Origin of the sequence: Pseudobutyrivibrio sp. (assembly GCF_015057185.1) — a bacterium.
Lineage (GTDB): Bacteria > Bacillota > Clostridia > Lachnospirales > Lachnospiraceae > Pseudobutyrivibrio.
Genome location: NZ_SVEV01000029.1, coordinates 16,412 through 39,268 on the forward strand (window position 1 = coordinate 16,412; position 22,857 = coordinate 39,268).

Annotated in this window: 16 protein-coding genes and 1 other RNA gene; all 17 read right to left on the reverse strand. The window is 37.0% G+C overall.

Annotation, left to right across the window (positions count from 1 at the left end):
- Positions 1–4: 4 nt before the first annotated feature.
- The 17 genes from E7276_RS11750 to rpoD all read right to left on the reverse strand — a co-directional run bounded on the left by E7276_RS11750 (position 5) and on the right by rpoD (position 22,769).
- Positions 5–1,639 (reverse strand): glycoside hydrolase family 13 protein, encoded by a 1,635-nt coding sequence (locus E7276_RS11750; RefSeq protein WP_294217812.1) that lies wholly within the window; start codon positions 1,637–1,639, stop codon positions 5–7.
- Between the two features lie 281 nt (positions 1,640–1,920).
- On the reverse strand, positions 1,921–4,017 hold the full coding sequence (gene htpG / locus E7276_RS11755; protein WP_294217814.1) for a molecular chaperone HtpG: 2,097 nt from the start codon (positions 4,015–4,017) through the stop codon (positions 1,921–1,923).
- Positions 4,018–4,213: 196 nt separating this feature from the next.
- Complete coding sequence (locus tag E7276_RS11760; RefSeq protein WP_294217817.1) at positions 4,214–4,978, reverse strand: hypothetical protein; 765 nt, start codon at positions 4,976–4,978, stop codon at positions 4,214–4,216.
- A 161-nt stretch (positions 4,979–5,139) separates the two neighbouring features.
- A complete protein-coding gene (locus tag E7276_RS11765) occupies positions 5,140–5,553 on the reverse strand; it encodes a DUF6465 family protein (RefSeq protein ID WP_294217818.1) in 414 nt (137 codons plus the stop codon).
- A gap of 201 nt (positions 5,554–5,754) precedes the next feature.
- Positions 5,755–6,741, reverse strand: a complete 987-nt coding sequence (locus E7276_RS11770; protein ID WP_294217820.1) for a foldase protein PrsA — start codon at positions 6,739–6,741, stop codon at positions 5,755–5,757.
- A 2-nt stretch (positions 6,742–6,743) separates the two neighbouring features.
- Positions 6,744–6,998 (reverse strand): glyoxalase, encoded by a 255-nt coding sequence (locus E7276_RS11775; RefSeq protein WP_294217822.1) that lies wholly within the window; start codon positions 6,996–6,998, stop codon positions 6,744–6,746.
- Positions 6,999–7,009: 11 nt separating this feature from the next.
- A complete protein-coding gene (gene addA, locus E7276_RS11780) occupies positions 7,010–10,609 on the reverse strand; it encodes a helicase-exonuclease AddAB subunit AddA (RefSeq protein WP_294217825.1) in 3,600 nt (1,199 codons plus the stop codon).
- On the reverse strand, positions 10,596–14,072 hold the full coding sequence (locus E7276_RS11785) for a PD-(D/E)XK nuclease family protein (protein WP_294217828.1): 3,477 nt from the start codon (positions 14,070–14,072) through the stop codon (positions 10,596–10,598). Before E7276_RS11785 ends, addA begins: the two co-directional genes overlap by 14 nt.
- A gap of 64 nt (positions 14,073–14,136) precedes the next feature.
- Positions 14,137–15,684: an amidohydrolase gene (locus E7276_RS11790; protein WP_294217830.1), complete on the reverse strand. Its 1,548-nt coding sequence runs from the start codon at positions 15,682–15,684 to the stop codon at positions 14,137–14,139.
- 30 nt (positions 15,685–15,714) lie between these two features.
- On the reverse strand, positions 15,715–16,953 hold the full coding sequence (locus E7276_RS11795) for a 6-phosphofructokinase (RefSeq protein WP_294217832.1): 1,239 nt from the start codon (positions 16,951–16,953) through the stop codon (positions 15,715–15,717).
- Positions 16,954–17,045: 92 nt separating this feature from the next.
- Complete coding sequence (locus tag E7276_RS11800; protein WP_294217835.1) at positions 17,046–17,306, reverse strand: hypothetical protein; 261 nt, start codon at positions 17,304–17,306, stop codon at positions 17,046–17,048.
- A gap of 57 nt (positions 17,307–17,363) precedes the next feature.
- Positions 17,364–17,900, reverse strand: a complete 537-nt coding sequence (locus tag E7276_RS11805) for a phosphatase PAP2 family protein (RefSeq protein WP_294217837.1) — start codon at positions 17,898–17,900, stop codon at positions 17,364–17,366.
- 1 nt (position 17,901) lies between these two features.
- Positions 17,902–18,435 (reverse strand): CarD family transcriptional regulator, encoded by a 534-nt coding sequence (locus E7276_RS11810; protein WP_294217843.1) that lies wholly within the window; start codon positions 18,433–18,435, stop codon positions 17,902–17,904.
- A gap of 325 nt (positions 18,436–18,760) precedes the next feature.
- Positions 18,761–19,226: RNase P RNA component class A (gene rnpB / locus E7276_RS11815), an RNA gene on the reverse strand.
- Positions 19,227–19,234: 8 nt separating this feature from the next.
- A complete protein-coding gene (locus E7276_RS11820) occupies positions 19,235–20,902 on the reverse strand; it encodes a nucleoside kinase (protein ID WP_294217844.1) in 1,668 nt (555 codons plus the stop codon).
- 12 nt (positions 20,903–20,914) lie between these two features.
- Positions 20,915–21,628, reverse strand: a complete 714-nt coding sequence (locus E7276_RS11825) for a tRNA (adenine(22)-N(1))-methyltransferase (protein WP_294217846.1) — start codon at positions 21,626–21,628, stop codon at positions 20,915–20,917.
- Between the two features lie 4 nt (positions 21,629–21,632).
- A complete protein-coding gene (rpoD, locus tag E7276_RS11830; RefSeq protein WP_294217864.1) occupies positions 21,633–22,769 on the reverse strand; it encodes an RNA polymerase sigma factor RpoD in 1,137 nt (378 codons plus the stop codon).
- Between the last annotated feature and the right edge of the window lie 88 nt (positions 22,770–22,857).

The window sequence follows — 22,857 nt, forward strand, 5'->3', positions numbered from 1 at the left end:
TTGTTTATATATTTGATGCTACTATTCTAAATTCATAAGGTTTAAGATAAATATCCTTACGTTCATTTTCCTCATAATTTCCAAAAACTATTTTGTCACCATAGAATTCAACAGCCTTATTATTACCAGTAAGATTACAATAAATATATAATCTCTCTTCGCTTGATTCACGAGTGTAAATAAACACATCATTAGGTGAAGCAATTCGACGATAACTACCGTCTAATAAAGCACTAGATTTCTTTCTGAATTCTATTATTTGCTTGTAGAAATTCAGAATACTGTTATTATCTTCCTCTTCTGCTTTAACGTTTATATAAGACTTATTGGAATTAATTTTAATCCATGGCTCGCCCGTGGTAAATCCTGCATTTTCTGTATCATCCCACTGAACAGGAGTCCTTGCATTATCACGAGTGGTTCGAAGTATAATGCGTTGTCTAATTGAATGCAGTAGAAGCATTTTTTTCATTGACTGATTAATGTTATGAGACTCTATATCTTTTATATCTCTGAGGCCTCTAAAGTCCCCATTAGTCATGCCAATTTCTTCACCCTCATAAATAAATGGTATACCTCGTAAAGTGAGATTAAGGCCACATAAAAGCTTCGCACTTTTCTCCCAATATTTCTGCGTATTACCATAATGGTTTACCGAGCGAATATGATCATGGTTCTCTAGATAGTTTGTAGGAACCTCCAACACATTCTGCCATTTATCCAGAATTCTGATGAGCTTTGATGGTCTATACTTTTTCTTTAACCATTTAATGCCCCTGTTATCTACCTCCATGTGCTCAAAGAAGAATAATGTATCCAGTTCTTCTCTACTCTCATCACTAAGGAGTTTTGCGGCATCAGGTGTTACAAGAGAAGCCTCACCTACTATGAAGGTTTTATATTTTGACCATACATCAGAGTTGAATCTTTTTAGGATTTCATGGCAACCATCAGTATTTAAATAATGTTCCCTTCCTATCAACGATAAACGCCTTTTACCGTCTTTTAACGAGTCTTTGTATATAATGTTTATAGCATCACATCTAAATCCGGCAATACCCTTATCTAGCCAAAATTTCATGATATCTATTACTTCTTTATAGACATCAGGATTATGCCAATTTAAATCAGGCTGTTTTTTGCTGAACAAATGTAAATAATATTGACCATTTTCAGCCTTTGACCAAGCTTTTCCACCAAAGAAGGAACTCCAGTTATTAGGTCTTTTTCCATCCTTGCCATCACTAAAATAATAATAAGCTTTGTATTTTTCATCACCTGCAACGGCCTTTTTAAACCACTCATGCTCATCAGAAGTATGATTGATAACAAGGTCCATTATTATTTTTATTCCAAGACGCTTGGCACGACTGATGAGTCGTTCCATGTCTTCCATTGTTCCAAATTCAGGATTAATTTTTTTATAATCGGAAATGTCGTATCCATTATCATAGCCTGGAGTCTCATATACAGGACTAAGCCATAAAATATCAACGCCTAGATTCTTAAGATAATGTAGCTTCGATGTAATACCAGGAATATCTCCTATTCCATCACCGTTGCTGTCACAAAAGGACCGTGGATAGATTTGATATACTATTGAATTTTTCCACCATTTTTTTGTACTAGAATTAGCCATAGCATCCCCCAAGTCTCCCCATTCGACTATATTAATAAAAAACTAAGCTCTACCCCATCACTGAACTCTAGTCCTCTATATAAATACAAGTCTACTTTGATTTTAAATTAAGCAACATAGTTTTTCAATATATTTTTCACACTTTGAACACACTTCATACAAAAAATTACGATAATTTAGGCACAATTCAAGAAATATTAAAATAACGGCAAGCGAATCCGTCTGCCGTTATTTTAAATTGCAAGTTTTGTGTCAGCTCGATTTGTATAACTTTTTTGGAATTATTTAGCCAAAAGCATCATAATCTTGTTTGAACGAGCAACGAACTCTGTCATAGCCTCTGGTGAAAGAGGTGCATTTGCAAGTTTTGCTAAATCATAAAGCTGTGCTGCAAATGTAGGAACATTTTCTGAATCCTTATTATTGAGAATGTATTGTACTAAATCGTTATTTGCATTGAGAACCAATGTCTCTGATGCTGAACCAAACATTCCCATATCCATGCCGCCCATGGCATACATTTTCATCATATCCTGCATACGACGACTCTCTTCTGAAACTGTAAGCATAGAAGAAACATCTTTGTTTTTAAACTTCTCAACCTTAACATCAAGACCTTCGTTGTTAAGTGCCTTGCGGAATACATCAGTAAGAGTCTCTGTCTCAGCTTTGAGCTCGTCCTCAGAAGTCTCTTCAACCATTGTATCAGTAACATCAGCATCTATGCGGCAGAACTTGTAGTTTTCATTACGCTGCTCAAGCTGAGTGATAAATGAAGTATCAATAGCATGATCAAGAATTACTGCATTCATTCCCTGCTCTTTGAACATATTAACATACTGAGACTGCTGCTGAAGATCAGTTACATAGTATACAGTCTTTCTTGTATCCTCAGGTGCCTTATCTGTATCCTCAGGTGCCTTATCTGCATCCTCATTCTTTTTGTCCACAACCTCTGCTTCAACTGCTTCACCGTTCTCGTCTGTAGCCTTCTCTTCTTCCTTTACAAGAAGCTCTGGAAGTGTAACATACTTTTCATTAATGTCCTTGAAGAGAATGTAATCATTCATCTTGTCGCAGAACTTTGTATCCTTTAAGCAGCCATACTTAATGAATGGTGCAATATCATCCCAATATTTTTCATAAGATTCTTTTTCTGTTTTACACATTCCAGAAAGCTTATCAGCAACCTTCTTTGTAATGTACTCAGAAATTTTAGTAACGAATCCATCATTCTGAAGTGCAGAACGTGATACGTTAAGTGGTAAATCTGGACAATCAATAACACCCTTAAGAAGCATCAAGAATTCAGGAATAACCTCTTTGATGTTGTCAGCGATGAATACCTGATTGTTGTAAAGCTTGATTGTACCTTCGATTGAATCATACTCTGTATTAATCTTAGGGAAATATAAAATACCCTTGAGATTGAATGGATAATCCATGTTAAGGTGAATCCAGAAAAGTGGCTCCTTGTAATCATGGAATACGTCTCTGTAGAATACCTTGTAATCCTCATCTGTACACTCAGATGGAGACTTTGCCCAAAGAGGATGTGTTTCATTTAAGGCAACAGGTCTCTTAACAATTTTAAGCTTGTCCTTTGCAGGAGAAACTTCTACCTGTTCCTTTTCTCCATTCTCATTTTCTTTTTCTTCGAATTTAGCCTCTTCGTGAATCTCTTCGATTACTTTATCAGTATCCTGTTTGTCAGCGGCATCGATTGTTTCATATTCTTCTGGAGCATCCTTTTTAGAAAGGAAAATCTCTGTAGGCATAAATGAGCAATACTTTGTGATAACTTCACGAGCGCGATACTCATTAGCAAATTCAAGGCAATCCTCATTTAAGAATAATGTGATTTTAGTACCTACCTGGTCCCAATCACCATCACTCATTTCAAACTCAGTACCACCATCACATTCCCAATGGACAGGTGTAGCCCCTTCCTTGTAAGAAAGTGTATCAATGTGAACTTCATCGGCTACCATAAATGCTGAGTAAAATCCGAGACCGAAATGACCAATAATCTGATCAGAATCAGCCTTGTCCTTATACTTCTCAAGGAAGTCTGTAGCACCAGAGAATGCAATCTGATTAATGTATTCATCTACCTCATCAGATGTCATACCAAGACCATTATCGATGAATGTAAGTGTTTTGTCCTCAGGGCTAACAATAACCTGAATCTTTGCCTTGTAGTCTATAGGAAGAGAATACTCTCCCATCATATCTAACTTTTTGAGCTTTGTAATAGCATCGCAGCCATTTGAGATAAGCTCTCTATAAAAAATGTCGTGATCAGAATATAACCACTTCTTAATCACTGGAAAAATGTTTTCACTTGTAATAGATAAACTACCTTTTTTGTTTCCCATAATACTTCACTCCTTTAACATTAGCTGTTACGCTAACAAGCCTAATAATTCATCCTCATCTAAAATGATTCGCTTAAGAATTATTAGAGCTAGTTATCTACAGCTGTTATTCTCACTGAAATATATGATAATACTGCTAAAATAGGAAGTCAATAAAAAATTAGCACTCTTTTGCAAAGAGTGCTAACAATTATTATTAATCTATATTTTGCTCCATCCATTCCATTAATGCATTCGTATAATCATCATAGAATTCATCAATTTCTGGATTACGCTCGGTTTGAAAATTATATTGTTCATCAACAGCTTCTGCAATTTGTTTATACTCATCCGTCTCCGTAAAACTATTTATAGCCTCAACTACATCATGATCTAAATCATACTCTTCAATAGTATAATTATATTGAGTATATGCAGAATCAATCAGCCATCTACCATCAATATTTCTCACATAATAAAAATCCAAACCATAAAGATAAATATCAATCCCTTTAAATCTTATGCCGACTTTCACTCCAACTAAAAAAGATTTTTTATCTAAGCCTTCGCCAAGGACTAATTCCTTCACGACATAATCTTCAAAGTAATTATGCTGTAGCTCAATATAACTTTGCTCTTTAGACGAGCACAAACCTGTACGATTTTCATTTATTTTATCAATATCACAAGCTGCATAAGCATCATAATAGCTAATCATCAAATCCTTAATTTCATCTTCTGGATAATCATAATTAGACAAAGTTTCTACTTCTATATCGCCAGAATCTATAGCATCATCTGTTTCGGCACCATCCTCTTCTATATTTATTTTTTCATTACTTGATTCTTCTATTTTATCGTTTTGATTTAACTCTATTGACTCATTAGAAATATCATCAGTTTTTTCATTTGCATTACCGCATGATAATAAAGAGCAGCAAGCAACAATTAATAGAGACATTAAATATTTCTTTTTAAACATAACTCCTCCCAGCAAAGTAATTATAGTAAATACAGAAATAATATTAATTCATGTAAAACATCAATGCAATATAACTGTCAATAAAAAAGAGCTATATCGTAAATACGATATAGCTCTGCGCTACGACATTATATAACTGATTAAAACCCTAAAAATAAAAATTAAAGATCTACAGAACCTACACAATCCTTATTAGCAACATAGTAAATCTTGCGTTCTTCTGGCTTGATGTAGATGTTGAGTTCTTCTAAAGTCTTACCCTTGTAATCCTTCTTGAACTGAGCCTGTGCTTTCTTTAAGCACTCAGCCTCTGTAAACTCACGATCTTGATACTGAACAACCGCTGTTGTAGCAACTTCTTTCTTAGCCTTTGCTGCTGCTTTTTTAACAGTCTTTTTAGCAGCTGTAGCCTTCTTTGTAGCTGTCTTCTTTGCTGCTGTAGCTTCTTTTTTAACTTCACCAGCTGCTTTCTTTGCTGCTGTTGTAACACTAGGTGCAACAGCCTTTACAGTTGAAGCAGCAGATGCAGCTGATTTTTTAATTTCATCAACTGTAACTTTTGCATTTGTAACCATTTCTTTTACCCTCCTATTTGAGCAACAAATAATAATTTTTATTTAAAAACATTATAGTCATTTACAAATGCAATTTCTAGCCTTTTGCGACAATTTTCTACCAAATTACTAATAATTGTTTAATATATTCTTTATTTTGTGTAAATATGTATATAGTATCTATAATTCACGCATTTAAAGATTAAAATTTCAAAATCATTATTACATATGATTATTTAATACTTCAAAAAAAGTTCCACTAGTTAATTGTGTTGAATCTTCTGGAAATGATAACTCAGACCAAAGGTCTTGATTCATATCTGAGAAGTATCTCTCTTCTAAGTCAGACACAATATCATCTAAAACCTGCTGTCTTCTTTTCTCGATAATTACTACCTTATTTTCTTCAGATAATTCTTCATTATATTTGTTTAGACACTGGAAAAAATAGTAGCCATCATCAGCTGCAATAGCACCAGAAACTTCGTCTGTATCTAAGTTGAAAACTACGTCGTCAACCTCGGTAGGATAAACTCCTCTTGCAAAGGTAACTTGGTATGAATCAAGCTCTGTGTATGTAGCAGCAAGTCTCTCAAACGTGTATCCGTAGTCAATCATATCCTGGATTTCATTTGCTTTTTCCTCATCAGAAACAAACAACACAAATGCCTCCATGACACGAGCCTCATCCTCTGATACTTCTTCATCAACAGAGCCCATCAAATCCTCATAAATTTTAGATGCCAGGGCGTATCTCTCATACATTTCTTTTATGTCTTTTTCTTTAGCACCTGTAAAAGATTTTTCCTCGTCATTTAGACTTGCGTAGTACTCTTTTGCTGCATCTGCACAAGCATTTTTCTCATCGTCAGATAACTCAACATCATGCTCCTTGGCATAAAGATTTAACACATAAACTCTTGTAATATGTTCCATTGTTAAATCCTTTATTGATGATGTCATGGTATCAGTGTCAAAATCATCTGTCCAAAGATTAACACCATCCACGGAACCATAGATATTCTTTTCATTCAAAAGATATACCAATGCCTCCTTTTTGGAGCATTTCATATCACCTATTTTAAAAACTGTATTCCTGCCACTAGATGTATCAAAGTAAACCACCTTGTCATCATAGGTGCATGCAGAAAATGTAAGTGCTATGCATATCGTAAATACGAATGCGGTAAGTCGTTTTATTATTCTCATTTTTAACCCTCTACAATAAGATATCTTCCATCGCCAATATCAAATACTTCCTCGGCTGACAGAATCTCATCTTCTGTAAGTCCCGAAACATCCATGGCATCTTCAAGATATTCAATAACTTCTTTTTTGTTTTTGCAAACTGTGGCACAAACATCCTCCAAAAACTCAGCGGCTTCCTGCTCGTTCTCAGCAACCTTTTCTGGGAATAACTGTAACTGTTTTTCTAAAAATACTTCGATTATTTTCTTATCGTACATTTCAAATGCTCCTAATCCAATTTAATAGTTTCATCCAAGGCAAAAGAGTATATCAATACTTCTTTTACCGTGTTATTGTATGCTTTTTCAATGGCAGATTTATATAGCTGCAATTGCTTTTCATATCTTAGCACTAATTGGTCGGCTTCGTCCACTCTATCAGTTTTATAATCTAGCAGAACTATTCCGTCATCCTCTTCAAAAAATACATCGATAATTCCTTGAACTAAAATCATTTCAGTTGATGATGACTCATCTGAAAAGAGTTGTTTGCCATCAGTTCCAAATACGAATGGCTTTTCTTTGTATAGCTTATTATTTTTCGCAGCTTTATTCATTCTTAGTGCAATTTCTTCACCCATAAACCTTTTTAATTTGTATGGACTGATTCTAAGCTGCTCATCATCTGATAGCATATGCAGTTTTTTCATTTGTTGAAGCTGCTCATCAAAGGAAGCAATACAGTCATTGGCTGTAAAATCAAAGCACTCCATAAACCTATGCATGGCTGTACCATAAAGTGCTCCTGCCGGTGTACTATCCTCTGATTGAGCCTTGTTTTCCATCTGTCTAATAAACTTAGGAATGTAGGCTTCTTCTTCATAATGAACAAATGCTGGTGCTGCGTCTGAATTGTCCTCAAAGTTTTCTTCCATTGCCTGATGCTTTATTTCTGACACGGAATATTTGCTCTTATATTTGCTATCCTCAATATTAGAATACTGAAATGACAGCTTATCAAAAATAAGATTGTCAGTAACAGTGTCAGCCTTTGACCTAACCTCATTTATTCTGTCTAGTGTATCCTTTTTAACTATTTCTTTTTTAACTTCATCAACAAATAGTTCTCCACAATCTATTATTCTGATAGGAACTGCGGAGCCAGAAGTCCTCATGGATCTAATAATCAATTCAATTATTGTATTAGCCTTTTCTTTCGTGAAATAATCAAGCACTTCATTGGCAGGACTATAGCCTTCAATTATCTCTGGCACAGAGCTTTTTGAAGTTGGTTTAATTGAAGCAGTGATAATTAATTTATCTACGGGTCTGGTAAGGGCAACATAATACTTTCTGAACAGCTCCCCCTTTTCCTTTGCCTGCAGCCTAAGTTTAAGTAGCTTATAAAAAGCTGCATCCCCTTCAACTTTTGTAATTGGATTTCTGTAGTTTAAGGCAAGACCAAATTTGTCATCATAACAATATGAATCTCTATTCACCTGATTTGGAGCACCGCAACCGCAAACAAAAACTATTGGGAATTCCAAGCCCTTACTTTTGTGGATAGTCATAATACGAACTGCGTTATCATTTTCACCTACAGTCTTAGCTATTCCCAAATCTTCATCATAGGTCTTAAGACTTTGGATATAGGCTACAAATCTGGATAAACCTTTGAAGCTAGTACTTTCAAAATTAACCGCTTCGTCAATTAGCTTGTCTAAATTTGCTGCCCCCATTTTTCCTGTCGGCAAAGCACTAACGTATATACCATATCCTGTGTGCTCTAAAATCTCTTCAAGCAGTTCGTGAATAGGAGTATCCACTGCTTTATCTCTAAATAGATTTAAGGTGTCTATGAAATATCTAATATCCTTTGCCTCATGATTCTCCATGTAATCTAACAAGGTCTGATATAGGCAATTAGAATCAGCCCCAGCCTTTATTTGAGCCAATCGATTAGTGGTAAAGCCAAACATTCCAGAGTGTAAAACTGCAGCAAGAGGAATGTCATTATATGGATTATCAATTACCTCTAGCATGGCCAATACCGTCTCTATTTCTTCTCGCTCAAAAAAGCCTTTTTCCTCAGCTACATATGCTGGTATTCCACTTTCGGTCAAGGTCTTGATATAGCTACTAGCATGATTAGAAACACCTGCCATGAGAATAACAACGTCCGAGTATTTCATATCTCTAAGCTGGCGAATTCCATCTTCTTTATAACTAACCTTAAATCCTTCAGCCATTAATTCTTTGATTCGTTTTGCTACCACAAGAGCTTCTAATGCATCTTTGTTGTCAATGTCAAGCTCCGCCATATCCTCACCACTTTGCGTGGCTATAATCACCTCAGATTGATAATCTTTTGTATCGCCCTTGAATGTAGTGTCTCCAGCTTTTAAGGCTGCTTTTTCGTCATATTCAACACCACCCATATCCATCTGCATTAATGGTTTGAATACCTCATTACAGAAATCTAGCACTTCTTTTCGGCTTCTAAAATTATTGTCCAAATCAATTCGAAGAAATGGAGTCTCATTCAATACTGAAGGATAGGAATTCAATTTATCTATAAATAATTGAGGGCTGGCTTGTCTGAAGGCATAAATTGATTGCTTTACATCTCCTACAGTAAAATAATTGCGTCCCGAACTAATAGCAGTTAAAATTTGCTCCTGAAGCTCATTCGAATCCTGATACTCATCAACCATTATCTCTTTAAAATGGTTGGCAAGTTCAGAAGCTACTGCTGTAGGCTCGTGGTCCTTGGAAGCCTTATTTCTAAGAATCTCCAGCGCCATATGCTCAATGTCATTAAAAGTATATATGCTCTTTTTAGTTTTTTCAGCCAGCAAACGATTTGTAAAATCCTTTGCAAAAGAAATCAACGCAACTGCCTGCTTTTTAACAAACAAAAGAGTCGATAATAAATCTTCTGCAGGCTCTCCATAAAAGGCAGCCTTAAGCTTATTAATTTCACCTTTATACTCGTCTCGAAGCGCCTTTGCTCTAGCTGCATCGTCAGCGGATAATGTTGTTTTATTACGAGGGTAATTCGCAAACTGGCAATTTGAAAATGCCATATACTTATCTTTGAAAGAATCTGCCTGAAGTATACCAATAATCTGAGCCAATTCAGGTTTAAATACATTAGTACAATATGGGCAATTTGGGTCCTCATATAAATCAATTACCTGCTGAATTTTATGAGGATATTCCTTCAAAATTTCATCAGTTCTATTTTTTATTTCTTTTATAAAATCAGAGTTTTCTAATTCGTCTAAAGAATCAATATCGTATATACGAATTGCTTCATCATACCATTCGTCTACCCAAGGAAAGCTGGTGGCTTTTTCATGTAGCCCCATTACCATATCCTTTAATGGAGCAGTCCTATTTCTATCAATATAAGCATCTGCAAGAAGGTTAAAATTTTCATCATTTGACTCTAGATATTCGGATAATAAATCCTTGAAAACCTCATCCTCCAAAAGCTTCATTTCGCCAGTAGTAGCAATTCTGAAGGTTGGATCCATATCTATTGCGTAAAAATAGTTTTTAACCACCCAGCTACAAAAGCTATCGATTGTACGAATATGAGCACCATGAATCAATGTGGCCTGCATTCGAACCCTAGCGTCTGCCCCTCTATCTAAAACAGCTTTATCAATTGCCTGTCTAATTCGGTCTTTCATCTCTGCGGCTGCAGCCTTAGTGAAAGTCACAACTAGAATTTCATCAACATCTATTCCATTTTTCTCATCTAAAATTTCAGATATAATTCGCTCAACTAATACGAAGGTTTTACCACTTCCAGCAGCAGCGCTAACAAGTATATTTTTGTCTCTAGTATCACGAACTAATTCTTGTTCTCTAGTTAGCCCCATTAGTGCTGTCTCCTTTCTGTTCCATAGTCTCTTTCATGAGCCCAATTATCTCATCATTTTTAGTTTTATCTAAGTTCATCAAATCTTTCTTTTTAAAGCCCTCAGCATTTTCATCGAAGTGGCAAATGCTTTTATAATCACAATATTTGCAGGCATCAATCTGATTTCCAACCTTTGCTGGCTGGCAATCGAATTCTCCCGCCAATATTTTTTTAGCAGTATTTGCGGCAGCAAACATACTATAATCAATAACTGTTTGCATATCATCTTTACTAACTGCATTAGTTCTAGATGACAATACCCCTTTTTGTGTTAGCTCATAAGGAACAATGGATGATTTCAAGGTCTGATCATCATCCATTCCAACCGTGGAATCGTTTGCTCTCAAATCATTTTCGTCGGAAGAAAGAAGCCCTTCCATTTTATTTGTTTGCAGACGTTTTTCCTCTAATTCCGAGATGGTAAATCCCTCGTTTTTAATGAATTCATTAGTCATTTTATAGTAAAGCATTGCCGCTGGATGAAGTGTGGCATTTGGAAATTTATCCTTTAGTTTTTCAAGAACAACTCCCATATATATTGGAAGCTGCATTGAAATGCCATAATAACACTCGTCTAGGCTCAATTTATGGCCGCTAGACTTGTAATCAATAATTCGTACAGCCTTATCAATAGAATCCGTTAAATCGATTCTGTCCACCTTTCCTGTAAAATTAGCTAGCACCTCATCTGAATCAGTATCTTTGATAATGGAATTAATATCTGACTCAAAATAAGTTGGCTCAAACTCACCTCTACGTACCTGAGTAGTTATAACATCTATTGTATATCGTAAGGTTTTCTTTATCGTATTTACGATATATTTCTGAGTGCTGTCTTCTAGCGTCTGTACCTTTGGCATAGCGTCAAAGGTCTGTCCAATTGCAGCCTCTATGTATGACTCCTGTTCTTCCTGGGTAACTGTTTTCCAAGACTTGTCATCCTCTTTTAAGCTGTCTGAGTATCTCTGCAATGCCTCATGGCAGAAATTGCCAAGGTCAATATTAGATAATTCAAATTCCTCACGTTCTTGGAGCTTTAGAATGTATTTCAAGAAGTATTTGTAGGCGCACTCATTATACAGTTCAAAGCGAGAAACTGAACCTTTTATTGTCTCATCTGAATTGAAGGCTTCGTTAACGGCTAACATTATTTCTTTATTTACTTCTTCTTTTTCATGAACAAAGAATGCAGCCTTTACGATTTCATCTAGTTTAATATCATCATCCTTTTGGGCCCAGACAATTAAATCCGTAAGTAATTCTTTTTCTTCAGAATTCAAAACATCAAGTCCAAATACAGCAGCTTTATTAACTAATGAAATCAAATAATCAATGGCGCTCTTTTTCGATAAAAGCCTATCCTCGTTTTTAAATTCTTCAATCTCTTCCAACCTTACAGATTTAAACATCTGCTTGATTATTCCAGTCAGATATGAAGGATTTACACTCTTTCCTTCACCATCAACACGAGGCATAGTAATGAAGAGCTTTTCATTTGGTTTTGTTAGCATTAAATACAGATAGAATTTCTGTCTAAATGCTCTTTGCCTATCTGAAGGCGCCAGTTCAAAGCCTGCTGCTATCAGCTGTTCTCTTTCTATTTGAGAAAGGATTCCGCCGTTTTCCACCTTCATTGGAATTGCGTCGTCTGACGCTCCTACGCAGAATAATACCTTGATGTTAGAAAGACGTGTTCTTTCTATATCACCTACAATCACGCTATCGTTGGCTGGCGGAATAACACCTATTGAAGCCTGAGACAATCCGGCTTTATATATGTCATGAAACTCATCCAAATCCATAAGCTCATCACCGAGAATGCCAACCATTTTATCCATAATATTCATAATTACAGGATAAATTTGGCTATATTCTTTGGCTTTTACCGGTTTATCATTTTCCTCGTAAAGCTTCCCTCTTTGTTTTATCTTTTCTTCAAAATCAAAGCCAACAATAAGTCTATATAATTCTGTAGCAATTTCTCTGACCGTAGCTTTGCCCTTAATAGCTTTATCAAAGGCTTCAAAAGGCGCCACAAATCGACTTCGAATACCATTTAAACGAAGTAAGTCCTCATCCTTTGAAAATGAGTTTGTTCTGATTGCAAAGGGATGGAAATATTTGTTTTTGCCACGAATTCCTGTAGCTATCAAATAGTTTTCCAGAAAATCAATATCTTCACTATCTAAATCTGTTAAGCCAGTTTTGAGAAATCTAATTACATCCTCTCTCCTGAAATTTGAATTGAAAATATCAAAAATCGAATCAATAGCCTCCGACATTGGATGGAATAAAATTTCAGTTTTGGAATCTACGAAATAAGGAATATTGTAGTCTGCCCAAATATTTGAAAGAAGATATCTATACTGCTCCAAATTAGGCGCTACTACAGCAATATCCTTGTACCTCATTCCGCCTCTAACTAGCTTATTAATATTGATAGCAATATATCTAAGCTCATCACGAGGACTTCGCAAACTAACTAGTTTTATAGAATCTTCTGCCAAGTCACCTTCGTATTCCTTTTTATCGTCCCTAAAAAGATTTTCCTCAAAAAATCGCAAAGCCTCATTGGAAGAAAGCCAACCATTTTTGCTGCTGACATACAAAGGCTTGTTAATTGTTGTATTTACTCTTTTAGCCAATTGAACCATTCGAATAGCAAACTCTGAAGACATTCCAAACAATTCATCCTCAGGCATTTTTTCAAATAAAGGAGTTTTTTCATCAGCAGTGATGGTAACAGCCACCTCATCACAAATTTTCAGCATCTTTTCTACCAACTGGTACTGAATAGGTGTAAACCCTGTAAATCCATCAAAAACTACAGTGGAACCGGACACAATATCCGAATCCTCTAGCATAGAATTAAGTGTCGATAAAATGGATTCTGTGGTGACATATTTTCCTTGGATAAATTCCAAAAATGCTTTGTAAAGCACAAGTAAATCAGAAGCTCTAGATTTGAAGCTTTTTGACATAGTAGGAGTATCAATCATAGCCTGGAGTCTCTCTGGAGTGATATTATACTGAGTCATCTCCGAAATTAGTGATTTTACTTGGGCAATATAATTAATTCGCTTTATATTTCCCCGCAAGACTGTCAATTCACCTAAATGGTTCTCAACAAGCTTTCTAATGACAAGGGACTTACCTGTGTCGTCAAGCACATCCTGCACAGCTGTACCAAGCTCGCTGAAAACTCTATATGCCAATCTATCAAAAGAAAGAACATCTATGTTCATGATACATTTATTGGGATGCATAGAAACAAGCAGTCTCTGAGTGGACATAGTATACTGCTCTGGAACTATGACAAGGTAGTTCTTGTCCTTGTTCTTCATAGATTCCTTTATAATTCTGTTGTAAATATTTGTGGATTTACCGCTTCCTGAGCTACCGATTATAAGTGATAAAGACATTTTTTCTCCCTATAAAAAACGCCCCTTTACGTTGGTAAGCAAAGGGGCGAAAAATATTAAATATTTATTGTGGGAACATTCCTCTAAGCATTGTTGCCATTGAACCCATTCTAGAACGTTGATAAGGTTTTCCTTTTAGGTACATCTCTGCCACATTAATATTTTTAAGTTCCTCTTTTGGTACTTCGTATGGATTTGCATCGAGAATCGTCAAATCGCAACTCTTTCCCATTTCGAGTGATCCACGCTCTTTTTCTTCAAATAATGAAAAAGCGCCATTAAATGTGGCCATTCTAAGGGCATCATAAACTGAAACGGACTGTTCCGGATTTTTATTATTACATGCATCATGTATCCACATAACTGGATTCGGATCAGATGCTGGGGCATCGGAATTGAAGCATACCTTAATGCCCATATCATTAATACTCTTTAGAGGATTGATTCCCTTTGCTCTATCCTCTGAAAGTATTTCCTTAACATACTCATAAACGCCGTCCAAATGGGATAGCATAGATGGTTGAGCTGATATCATAATATTGTATTTTGCACAGGTCTTCAATGCTGCTTTTGTAGGTAAGCTACCATGCAAAATAATATGTCTGTGGTCATATCTAGGATAATCTTCCAAAGCCATTGCAATGGCGTTAATAGCCTGCTCAAAAGCTGCATCTCCAACAGCGTGAAGCGCAATTTGATAACCAGCTCTATTGGCATTTATACAGAATTTCTGAACGTCAACATCATTGAAATATGAAACGCCCTTGTTATTAATTGTGCAGTAATTATCTAGCAATGCCGCATCCTGATTTGCAAATGTACCATCAAGATTTGCGAATACTACACGGTTCATTTCTTTTCTAGAAATCTTGTCAACGTTAGAGGTCTGATAAGCAGCTCTAATCTGCATACCATTATCAAGTCCCTTTGCCACTGAACGTTCCATATCAAAATCATAGTCTCTGATAAATCCAAGTCCACTGGCAGAACAAATAAGTCCTATGCCTCGACTAGCCAAAAAGTCAGAGGTCTCTACCATGGAATCAATGACCTTTTTGGTAGAAAAACCATGTGTCAAAAACTCACAGGCTGCCAAGAAGGCTTCTTGCTTTAACTCACCTGTAGTTTTATTGAAGCCTCTAAGGTTTTCGATTTTTGAGTATACCGCATTAATAAACATGGTATTAGCCACGCCAGAATGAGCATCATGCTTGATAATTAAAGCAGGCTTTTCTGGACAAGCATCATCCATCTGCTCTTTTAAAATCAAATGCCCCTCTGAAACGGCAAATTCTGTAGCGCCAAACCCAACAACTATATTTTCTTTGGTGGTAGCAGCATATTCCTTTAGTTGCTCGAGAATCTTGGCATTAGAATCTGTATCGTTAATTGGAAATAGCTTGTGTAAAACTGAGAATCCCGAATAATGCATATGTGTATCCACAAATGCTGGGATCATAACGTTATTTCCCAATTCGATTGGCGGAACCACCTCATATTGAGTCGGAAGTTTTTCTCCAATATAGGCAATTCTTCCTTCACGTTCTACCAAATAATTAGCAACTGTGTTGTTATCATCACAAGTGATGATTGTTCCATGAAATACCTGCATTTATAACCCCTCCCAAAGTTCATTTATTAATTATTTCTTTAGTGGTCTGTAAATATGTCTTGGTATACCATCAACCATAATTGGTGATACATCCCCTTGTATCAATGGTCTAACATATGTAATGAAAGCTTCTGTAACATAGGTTCCATCATGTGTAATCCAATTACGAGGCACTAATTTCTCATCGTTAGCAATCTTGTGCACATCCTTAACCTCTGTTCCACACTGATATGGATCATCAGAATGACGGATAAGTGTAACCATTTTGCCTGTGTCACCTTCATCAGCTGCAAGCACTGCGGCACCACCTACCTGATAAGCCTCAAGGATATCAATACGAGATGCTAAGTGTGAGCCTGCTCTCTGAAGTGTAGAAAGCTCGATTGCTCTAGTTTTGCATCCTATATTAGCACCGATGTAATGGCAAAGATAAGCCGCTGTTCCAGTAAGCTGTTTATGATTGAATGCATCTACAAATGATACATTATCACCTAATTCACAAACGTATTTACCATCCTTTGTATGAATTCCCTCTGAAATACAAACAACAACAGATGACTGAGTTTTTAGAAGCTTTTCAACTCGTTCTTTGAATTTCTCTAAATCAAATGGTACCTCTGGCAAATAAATTAAGTCTGGGCCTTCGCAATCCTCTCCTTTTGCAAGGATGGATGCCCCTGTAAGCCAACCAGCGTTTCTACCCATAATTTCGACAATTGTAACTAAACCTTTAGAATATTCAAGGCAATAACTGTCTCTAATTATTTCCTTAACAGATGTACCTATGTATTTTGCTGCACTACCGTAGCCTGGGGTATGGTCTGTAAGGGCGAGATCATTATCTATTGTCTTTGGACAACCAATAAACCTTATATCTGATCCAGTAAGAATAGCATAATCTGAAAGCTTTTTGATGGTATCCATTGAATCATTGCCACCAATGTATATCAAAGCTTCGATTTCTAGCTTTTTAAGAATTTCAAAAATTTTAACATAAGTATCCATGTCTTCATGGATTTCTGGAAGCTTATATCTGCAAGAGCCCAAATAAGCTGCCGGTGTACGTTTTAAAAGCTCAACATCCAAATCATTCTTGATGTAATCGGAAAGATCAATGTACTGCTCGTCCATCAATCCTTTGATGCCATGAAGCATACCAAAAACCTTTCCAGCTCCACGGTCCTTTGCTGTCCTGATAACTCCTGCTAAAGAAGAGTTAATTGCGGCGGTCGGTCCGCCTGACTGTCCCACAATTACGTTACCTGTCATTACATCTTACCTCCCAATAATTATAAGTTTTACTTTTCTTTAGAAAAATTATGTCATCACCCCAATTTTCCTAAAGAAATATTGAAATCTACTTAATCATCATCTGGTAATTCCCTAAAATACCCTGCAATAATGTCGCACAAACACCAAATTGCTCCGCCAATAGTGGATGCGACAAATATTTTGATAATGTTAATAAGTAGAATCCCCGCCGTAAGAGTACCACCAGTAAAAGCTGTAACTAACGTATAGACTGGAATAACAAATAACCAATAACCACCTATGTATATTCCAAGTGCCGATCCAAGAATACTGATTAACGTAGCCACTGCCTTTTTCGCATTCTTTTTCATAAGAAAGTTCCTTTTTACTCTACATAGATTAATCGCTTATATTTAACTTATATTTACTTAAAATGGTAGCATAATGAGACCAAAAACGCCACCCAAAATCCCATAACAAATAACGGAAATTAAAATTGCAAGAACTGCACCTGCTACAACATCCTTAATAAAATGGACTCCACCTACTACCCTAATAACAGCAAGCGCTATGCCCATAACGGATATTATAACCGCCATAATGACTGAAGTTTGAAGATAAGTCATTGAAATTAAGAAGATAGAAAAAACATGTCGGCTAGGAAAGCTACGGCCAACAGTATCTTTTTTAAGTGCTGGAATAAAGCCATAAACCTCATATGGTCTAGGCATACTAAGCCTTTTTCTAAAAATGCTAACAACAATAAAGGCAACTCCAGGTACTAAAATACTGCGATACAAAAGATTTCCACCATTCTGTGGAATAATGTATATGCCATAACCGAGATATGCCAAATATAAAAAAACTGTAATATAAGTAATGGCCTTGTCCAACAAGCCAATTGCTGTAACAAGACCATTATTATTTTTTATTCTATTAGAAATTCCAACATATGGAAAATTCATTCTAAGCCCCTAACAAAACATTCTGTGATGAATGTTCTTTTACTGTATTTTCGAATAAATCCCGCGCAGCAGAAACGTCCTTTCCCATTGAGAAAGCCATTTCCTCATATAATTTGCGTCCAGCAAGGCTAAGTACCTTTTCGTCAATTGCCATAACCTTTTTGCCAGCTGCAATACGCTGCCATTTACGGATAAGAACTGTTTTTACTACAGAAGCCATAGCCTCAGGTGTGAACTCAGACATAACTTCTTTGAAACGTTCCTGAAGAACTCTCTCGTTTGGTTCTTCGATACATTTGATGTCGTCGATATTTTCAAGAATTTTAGTAAATGTTTCTGCCTCTGCTACTGGACGTAGTCTAACTGTAGATCCAGTAATTGGAGTGAATACCTTTGCCCCAGCTTTGAATACTGGTGACATACAGTAGTAGGTCTTGCGAGATCCCTTGCCCATAAGCTCCATATCATCAATGTCTTCAATCTGACAAACTCCGCTACCCTCATGAACTAAATAATCGCCTACTTGATATTCCATTTTACACCATCCTTTTAATACATAACAACGAGTACCTCCACAACTACAATCTCCCACAACTATTACATATTATAACACGAATTTTGTCCATTAGACACAAAAAATTCACATTTGTTAATAATACCCACGTTAAGCGTTCATTTTCAGGATTATTGAGTAAAATTTACCATATAATCTGACAAATTATCGTATACCCGGCTCACAGTCGGGCGAGATATGTAAAAAAAGCTGGTAAGTATCAAGCTCTGAGTGTTGTCATAGGTGACATGTTAGTCACCGGAGACAATATCTCAGGCTTGAGACTGTAACCAGCTTTGGGTCAAAAATAAAAGGCCCGACTGTGAGCCGGGTTATGTCATTTAAAGTAGTCATCTATCTAGGACTGCTGTTGCCAACAGCCTCAAGCGTTCAACCTAGCGCTGGCGGGCCGCGTACGCGCTTTTTAGAACTTGCTTCGGATGGGGTTTACATGGCTACCGCTGTTACCAGCGGCACGGTGGTCTCTTACACCGCCTTTCCACCCTTACTCATATGAGCGGTCCCTCGAAAAGTTACACTTTTCTCGGTACGGGCTGTCGCCCAGTACAGCTGCAATAATACACAGATACTCAAGCCAGCTTGAATCTGTGCATTATTACAGCCATACTCCGCTCATAGCTGAGCGGTACATTTCTGTTGCACTATCCTTGGAGTTACCTCCACCGGCCGTTAGCCGGCATCCTTGCCCTGTGAAGCCCGGACTTTCCTCTCCTCCATCATTACAATGAAGCAGCGACTACTCATCGGACCTTATATTAAGTCATAGTATACAGCTTCCTCCAATAAACTCACGTACCAGTGAATTATTAGGAATAACGTCTGGTGCCATTGGTAGGAAATAATCCAAAAGCTTTATTAATCGCTTTGCCTCCGGATACATTGGGTGATCAGGTTCAATAGCGTAAAGCTGTGGATCGACATACAATTTTAACACAGCCATCTCATAAATTAAAGCTGTATTGAAAATATAATCTGCACTTTCCTGGAATGGGAAAATATATTTTTCCTCTCCTCTTCGAACTGAATCCCACATTGCTATGGTCTCAGCTGCAGAAGTAGCTCTAGTTCTAGAGTCTCTAACAATACGACGAATCAATCTGCCATCGGCTGTAGAAAGCGGATTGTGTTCATCGATAGAAAGCTGTGTAAGAGCTGAAAGATAAATTTTATATTTACATTCAGCAGGAAGCGAAGCACTCATTCTATCATTAAGGCCATGAATGCCCTCAATTACAAGAATGTCATTCTGACCAAGTTGCATATAATGATCATTGTACTCACGTTTTCCAGTTTTAAAATTAAAGTTTGGAAGAAGAACTCTCTCACCATTCAAGAGCTTTACCATACATTCATTGAAATATGGTATATCCAAGCCTTCTATAGTCTCAAAATCTTTCTCGCCATACTCATCTATTGGCATCTGTTCTCTGTTAAGGTAGAAATCATCCAGTGGCAATGGATGAGGCACGCAGCCTAATGCCCTCAAATGAGCCGAAAGCTTATGAGAAAATGTGGTCTTTCCAGAAGATGAAGGACCAGCCATCATAACAAATTTAATATCTTTGTTTGAAGCAATTTTATGTGCTAAGTCACCTATATTATTTTCCATTATTGCTTCTTGAGAAAGAACAATATCTTTGATTCTTCCTGTGCAAATTGCTTCATTTAAGGCTCCAACTGTTGGCACATTCATAGTGCGACCAAAAGCTGAGGATTGCTGCTGAACGTTAAATAGCTTGATTGGGTTAGGAAACTCAGCAACCTTCCTTGTATCTCCCTTTAATTTGTCACCATTAGGGAATAAAAGCATGAAGCCATGCTCAAATTTCATCAAGTCAAAATATTTAAGATATTTTGTGGACGGAACCATGTAACCATAAAAGTAATCAATACATCCATCTAAGTTGTAAACATTAATATTCGAACTGGTTCGATATTTAAGAAGCTGCTCTTTATCCTTCATATTGAAGTTATGGAACATTTCTCTAGCCTGAGATGTTTTGATGGAGTACTTTTTCAACGGTAAATCCTTTTCCACTAACTCAAGCATAACCTTTTTTAATTCCTGAAGTTTCTCTTCTGTAACATCACTAAATCTGTCCAATGTACAGAAATCGCCCTGTGCAAGAGAATGCTCCACTCTAAGGTATGCATTATTGGGAAAAGCTGGATAAACATCCATAAGAGCTCTTTGCAGAAGGAAAGCCACACTTCGCCTGTATGCACGTCTACCATCCTTGTCTGCTGTAGTCAAGAATTTTAACTCACCATCTCCAGAAACAGCTTTGCTCAGTTCTGCTAAGCCGCCCTTGTACAATGCAAGCACAATGTCATCTTTGTGTTCTGGCTGATGAATGGCCGCTATTTCTGTTAATAATGTGCCATCATCATAAAATTCTTCCTTACCGTTAATAATTACTTTTGCCATAGCCCACTCCTCCTACAGTAAGTTTTGCACCTGTCTGATTAGTTCAAGCTCAGCCCTAAGTTGTCCACAACGCAATTCAATTGCAGGGCTCTTTTCCACGTTATTCTTTTCAAGATTAACAAGAATTGAACTGTACTCTTTTTGATTTTTATCAAGAAGCTTCAAAAGAAGCTCTGGTGCCTTCTGTATTATTATAGGTCCGTATGTAAGCTCTGCATCAGAATACTGAGGACGCTTATTCGCATCTGCTTCATAATGTATTTTAATTATTGGATAAATCTTGTTTTCTTCACAAGTCAAATCCTCGTCTGTAATAACAAATCCCATCTCTCCAAGGAGTTTTCTGAGGGAATAATAATCAGACTGAGGTTCAATAATAATGCACTCTGCCGACTTTGCCACTTCTTCGCCAGCCATAATAATTTTGCCGATTAGAGTGCCACCCATTCCACAAATACTAATTACCTGAGCCTCTCCCACAGCCAGTTGCTTTAGGCCATCAGAAAGTCTCAGCTCTGATTTATCAGAAAAACCTGCTTCTTCAAGATTTTTCCTAGCTTTATCCAAAGGACCTTGATTAACATCCATAGCTATCGCCTTTTGGGCTACCCCATTTTCTAGGATTGCCAATGGAAAATAACCATGATCTGTCCCCACATCAGCCAATGTATGGCAGTGGGGAATCATGTCAAATACGATTTGTAATCTATGAGATAATTTTATCATTTTTTTATTGATCTAAGTAGTCCTTAAGTTTTCTACTGCGGCTAGGATGACGAAGCTTTCTAAGAGCCTTTGCCTCAATCTGACGAATACGCTCACGAGTAACGTTGAACTCTTTACCTACTTCTTCAAGTGTGCGAGCCTTGCCGTCCTCAAGACCAAATCTAAGGATAAGCACACGCTGCTCACGCTCTGTAAGAGTATCAAGAACCTCATGTAACTGCTCCTTTAATAATGTAAATGTAGCAGCCTCTGCTGGAACTGGTACATTCTCGTCAGGAAGGAAATCTCCAAGGTGGCTATCTTCCTCCTCACCGATAGGTGTCTCAAGAGAAACTGGCTCCTGAGAAATCTTAAGAATTTCATGTACTCTATCTACAGTAATTCCCATTGCTGCAGCGATTTCTTCTGGAGTTGGTTCACGGCCATACTCCTGTAGTAACTGTCTAGAAACTCTGATAAGTTTGTTGATTGTCTCAACCATATGTACAGGAATACGGATTGTACGAGCCTGATCGGCAATAGCACGTGTGATAGCCTGGCGAATCCACCATGTTGCATATGTAGAGAACTTGTATCCCTTGTGGTAATCAAACTTTTCAACAGCCTTCATAAGACCAAGGTTACCTTCCTGAATAAGATCAAGGAAAAGCATACCACGTCCTACGTAACGCTTTGCGATAGAAACAACAAGTCGTAAATTTGCCTCAGCAAGCTTGTTCTTTGCAACCTGGTCTCCCTCTTCCATTCTCTGAGCAAGCTCAACTTCTTCTTCTGCAGAAAGAAGTGGTACCTTACCAATTTCCTTAAGGTACATACGAACTGGATCCTCGATGCTGACAGAATCAGGAACTGACATGTCAATATCTTCTAAATCCTCGTCATCACTTGCAAGTAAAAGTGCATCAGATGGGCCTGAAGAGAAGTTTACATCGATACCCTTTTTATCAAGGTATGTAAGGATGCGCTCCATCTGCTTTGCATCAATTTTATAGTCCTTTAAGAACTCTGAAATCTCATAATCCTCAATGATGCTCTTCTGAGATTTAGCGATTTTGATAAGCTCTGAAACCTTTGAATCAAGCTCATCACTACCAAATGAATCGCCGTCATCATCATCGTCGTCATCATCTACATCATCCATCATAGATGTCTTAGCACCTACTGAAGCTAAGAATTCATCAACGTCATCATCATCTTCTGTCTCGTCGATGTTATCAAAATCATGTTCA

Coding starts and splice junctions, on each gene's coding strand:
- E7276_RS11760 (WP_294217817.1), bottom strand. CDS start 4,978: ATGTTTAAAAAGAAATATTTAATGTCTCTATTAATTGTTGCTTGCTGC.
- E7276_RS11795 (WP_294217832.1), bottom strand. CDS start 16,953: ATGACAGGTAACGTAATTGTGGGACAGTCAGGCGGACCGACCGCCGCA.
- rpoD (WP_294217864.1), bottom strand. CDS start 22,769: ATGGATGATGTAGATGATGACGACGATGATGATGACGGCGATTCATTT.
- E7276_RS11750 (WP_294217812.1), bottom strand. CDS start 1,639: ATGGCTAATTCTAGTACAAAAAAATGGTGGAAAAATTCAATAGTATAT.
- E7276_RS11825 (WP_294217846.1), bottom strand. CDS start 21,628: ATGATAAAATTATCTCATAGATTACAAATCGTATTTGACATGATTCCC.
- E7276_RS11820 (WP_294217844.1), bottom strand. CDS start 20,902: ATGGCAAAAGTAATTATTAACGGTAAGGAAGAATTTTATGATGATGGC.
- E7276_RS11765 (WP_294217818.1), bottom strand. CDS start 5,553: ATGGTTACAAATGCAAAAGTTACAGTTGATGAAATTAAAAAATCAGCT.
- E7276_RS11800 (WP_294217835.1), bottom strand. CDS start 17,306: ATGAAAAAGAATGCGAAAAAGGCAGTGGCTACGTTAATCAGTATTCTT.
- htpG (WP_294217814.1), bottom strand. CDS start 4,017: ATGGGAAACAAAAAAGGTAGTTTATCTATTACAAGTGAAAACATTTTT.
- E7276_RS11790 (WP_294217830.1), bottom strand. CDS start 15,684: ATGCAGGTATTTCATGGAACAATCATCACTTGTGATGATAACAACACA.
- addA (WP_294217825.1), bottom strand. CDS start 10,609: ATGGGGCTAACTAGAGAACAAGAATTAGTTCGTGATACTAGAGACAAA.
- E7276_RS11785 (WP_294217828.1), bottom strand. CDS start 14,072: ATGTCTTTATCACTTATAATCGGTAGCTCAGGAAGCGGTAAATCCACA.
- E7276_RS11770 (WP_294217820.1), bottom strand. CDS start 6,741: ATGAGAATAATAAAACGACTTACCGCATTCGTATTTACGATATGCATA.
- E7276_RS11810 (WP_294217843.1), bottom strand. CDS start 18,435: ATGGAATATCAAGTAGGCGATTATTTAGTTCATGAGGGTAGCGGAGTT.
- E7276_RS11805 (WP_294217837.1), bottom strand. CDS start 17,900: ATGAATTTTCCATATGTTGGAATTTCTAATAGAATAAAAAATAATAAT.
- E7276_RS11775 (WP_294217822.1), bottom strand. CDS start 6,998: ATGTACGATAAGAAAATAATCGAAGTATTTTTAGAAAAACAGTTACAG.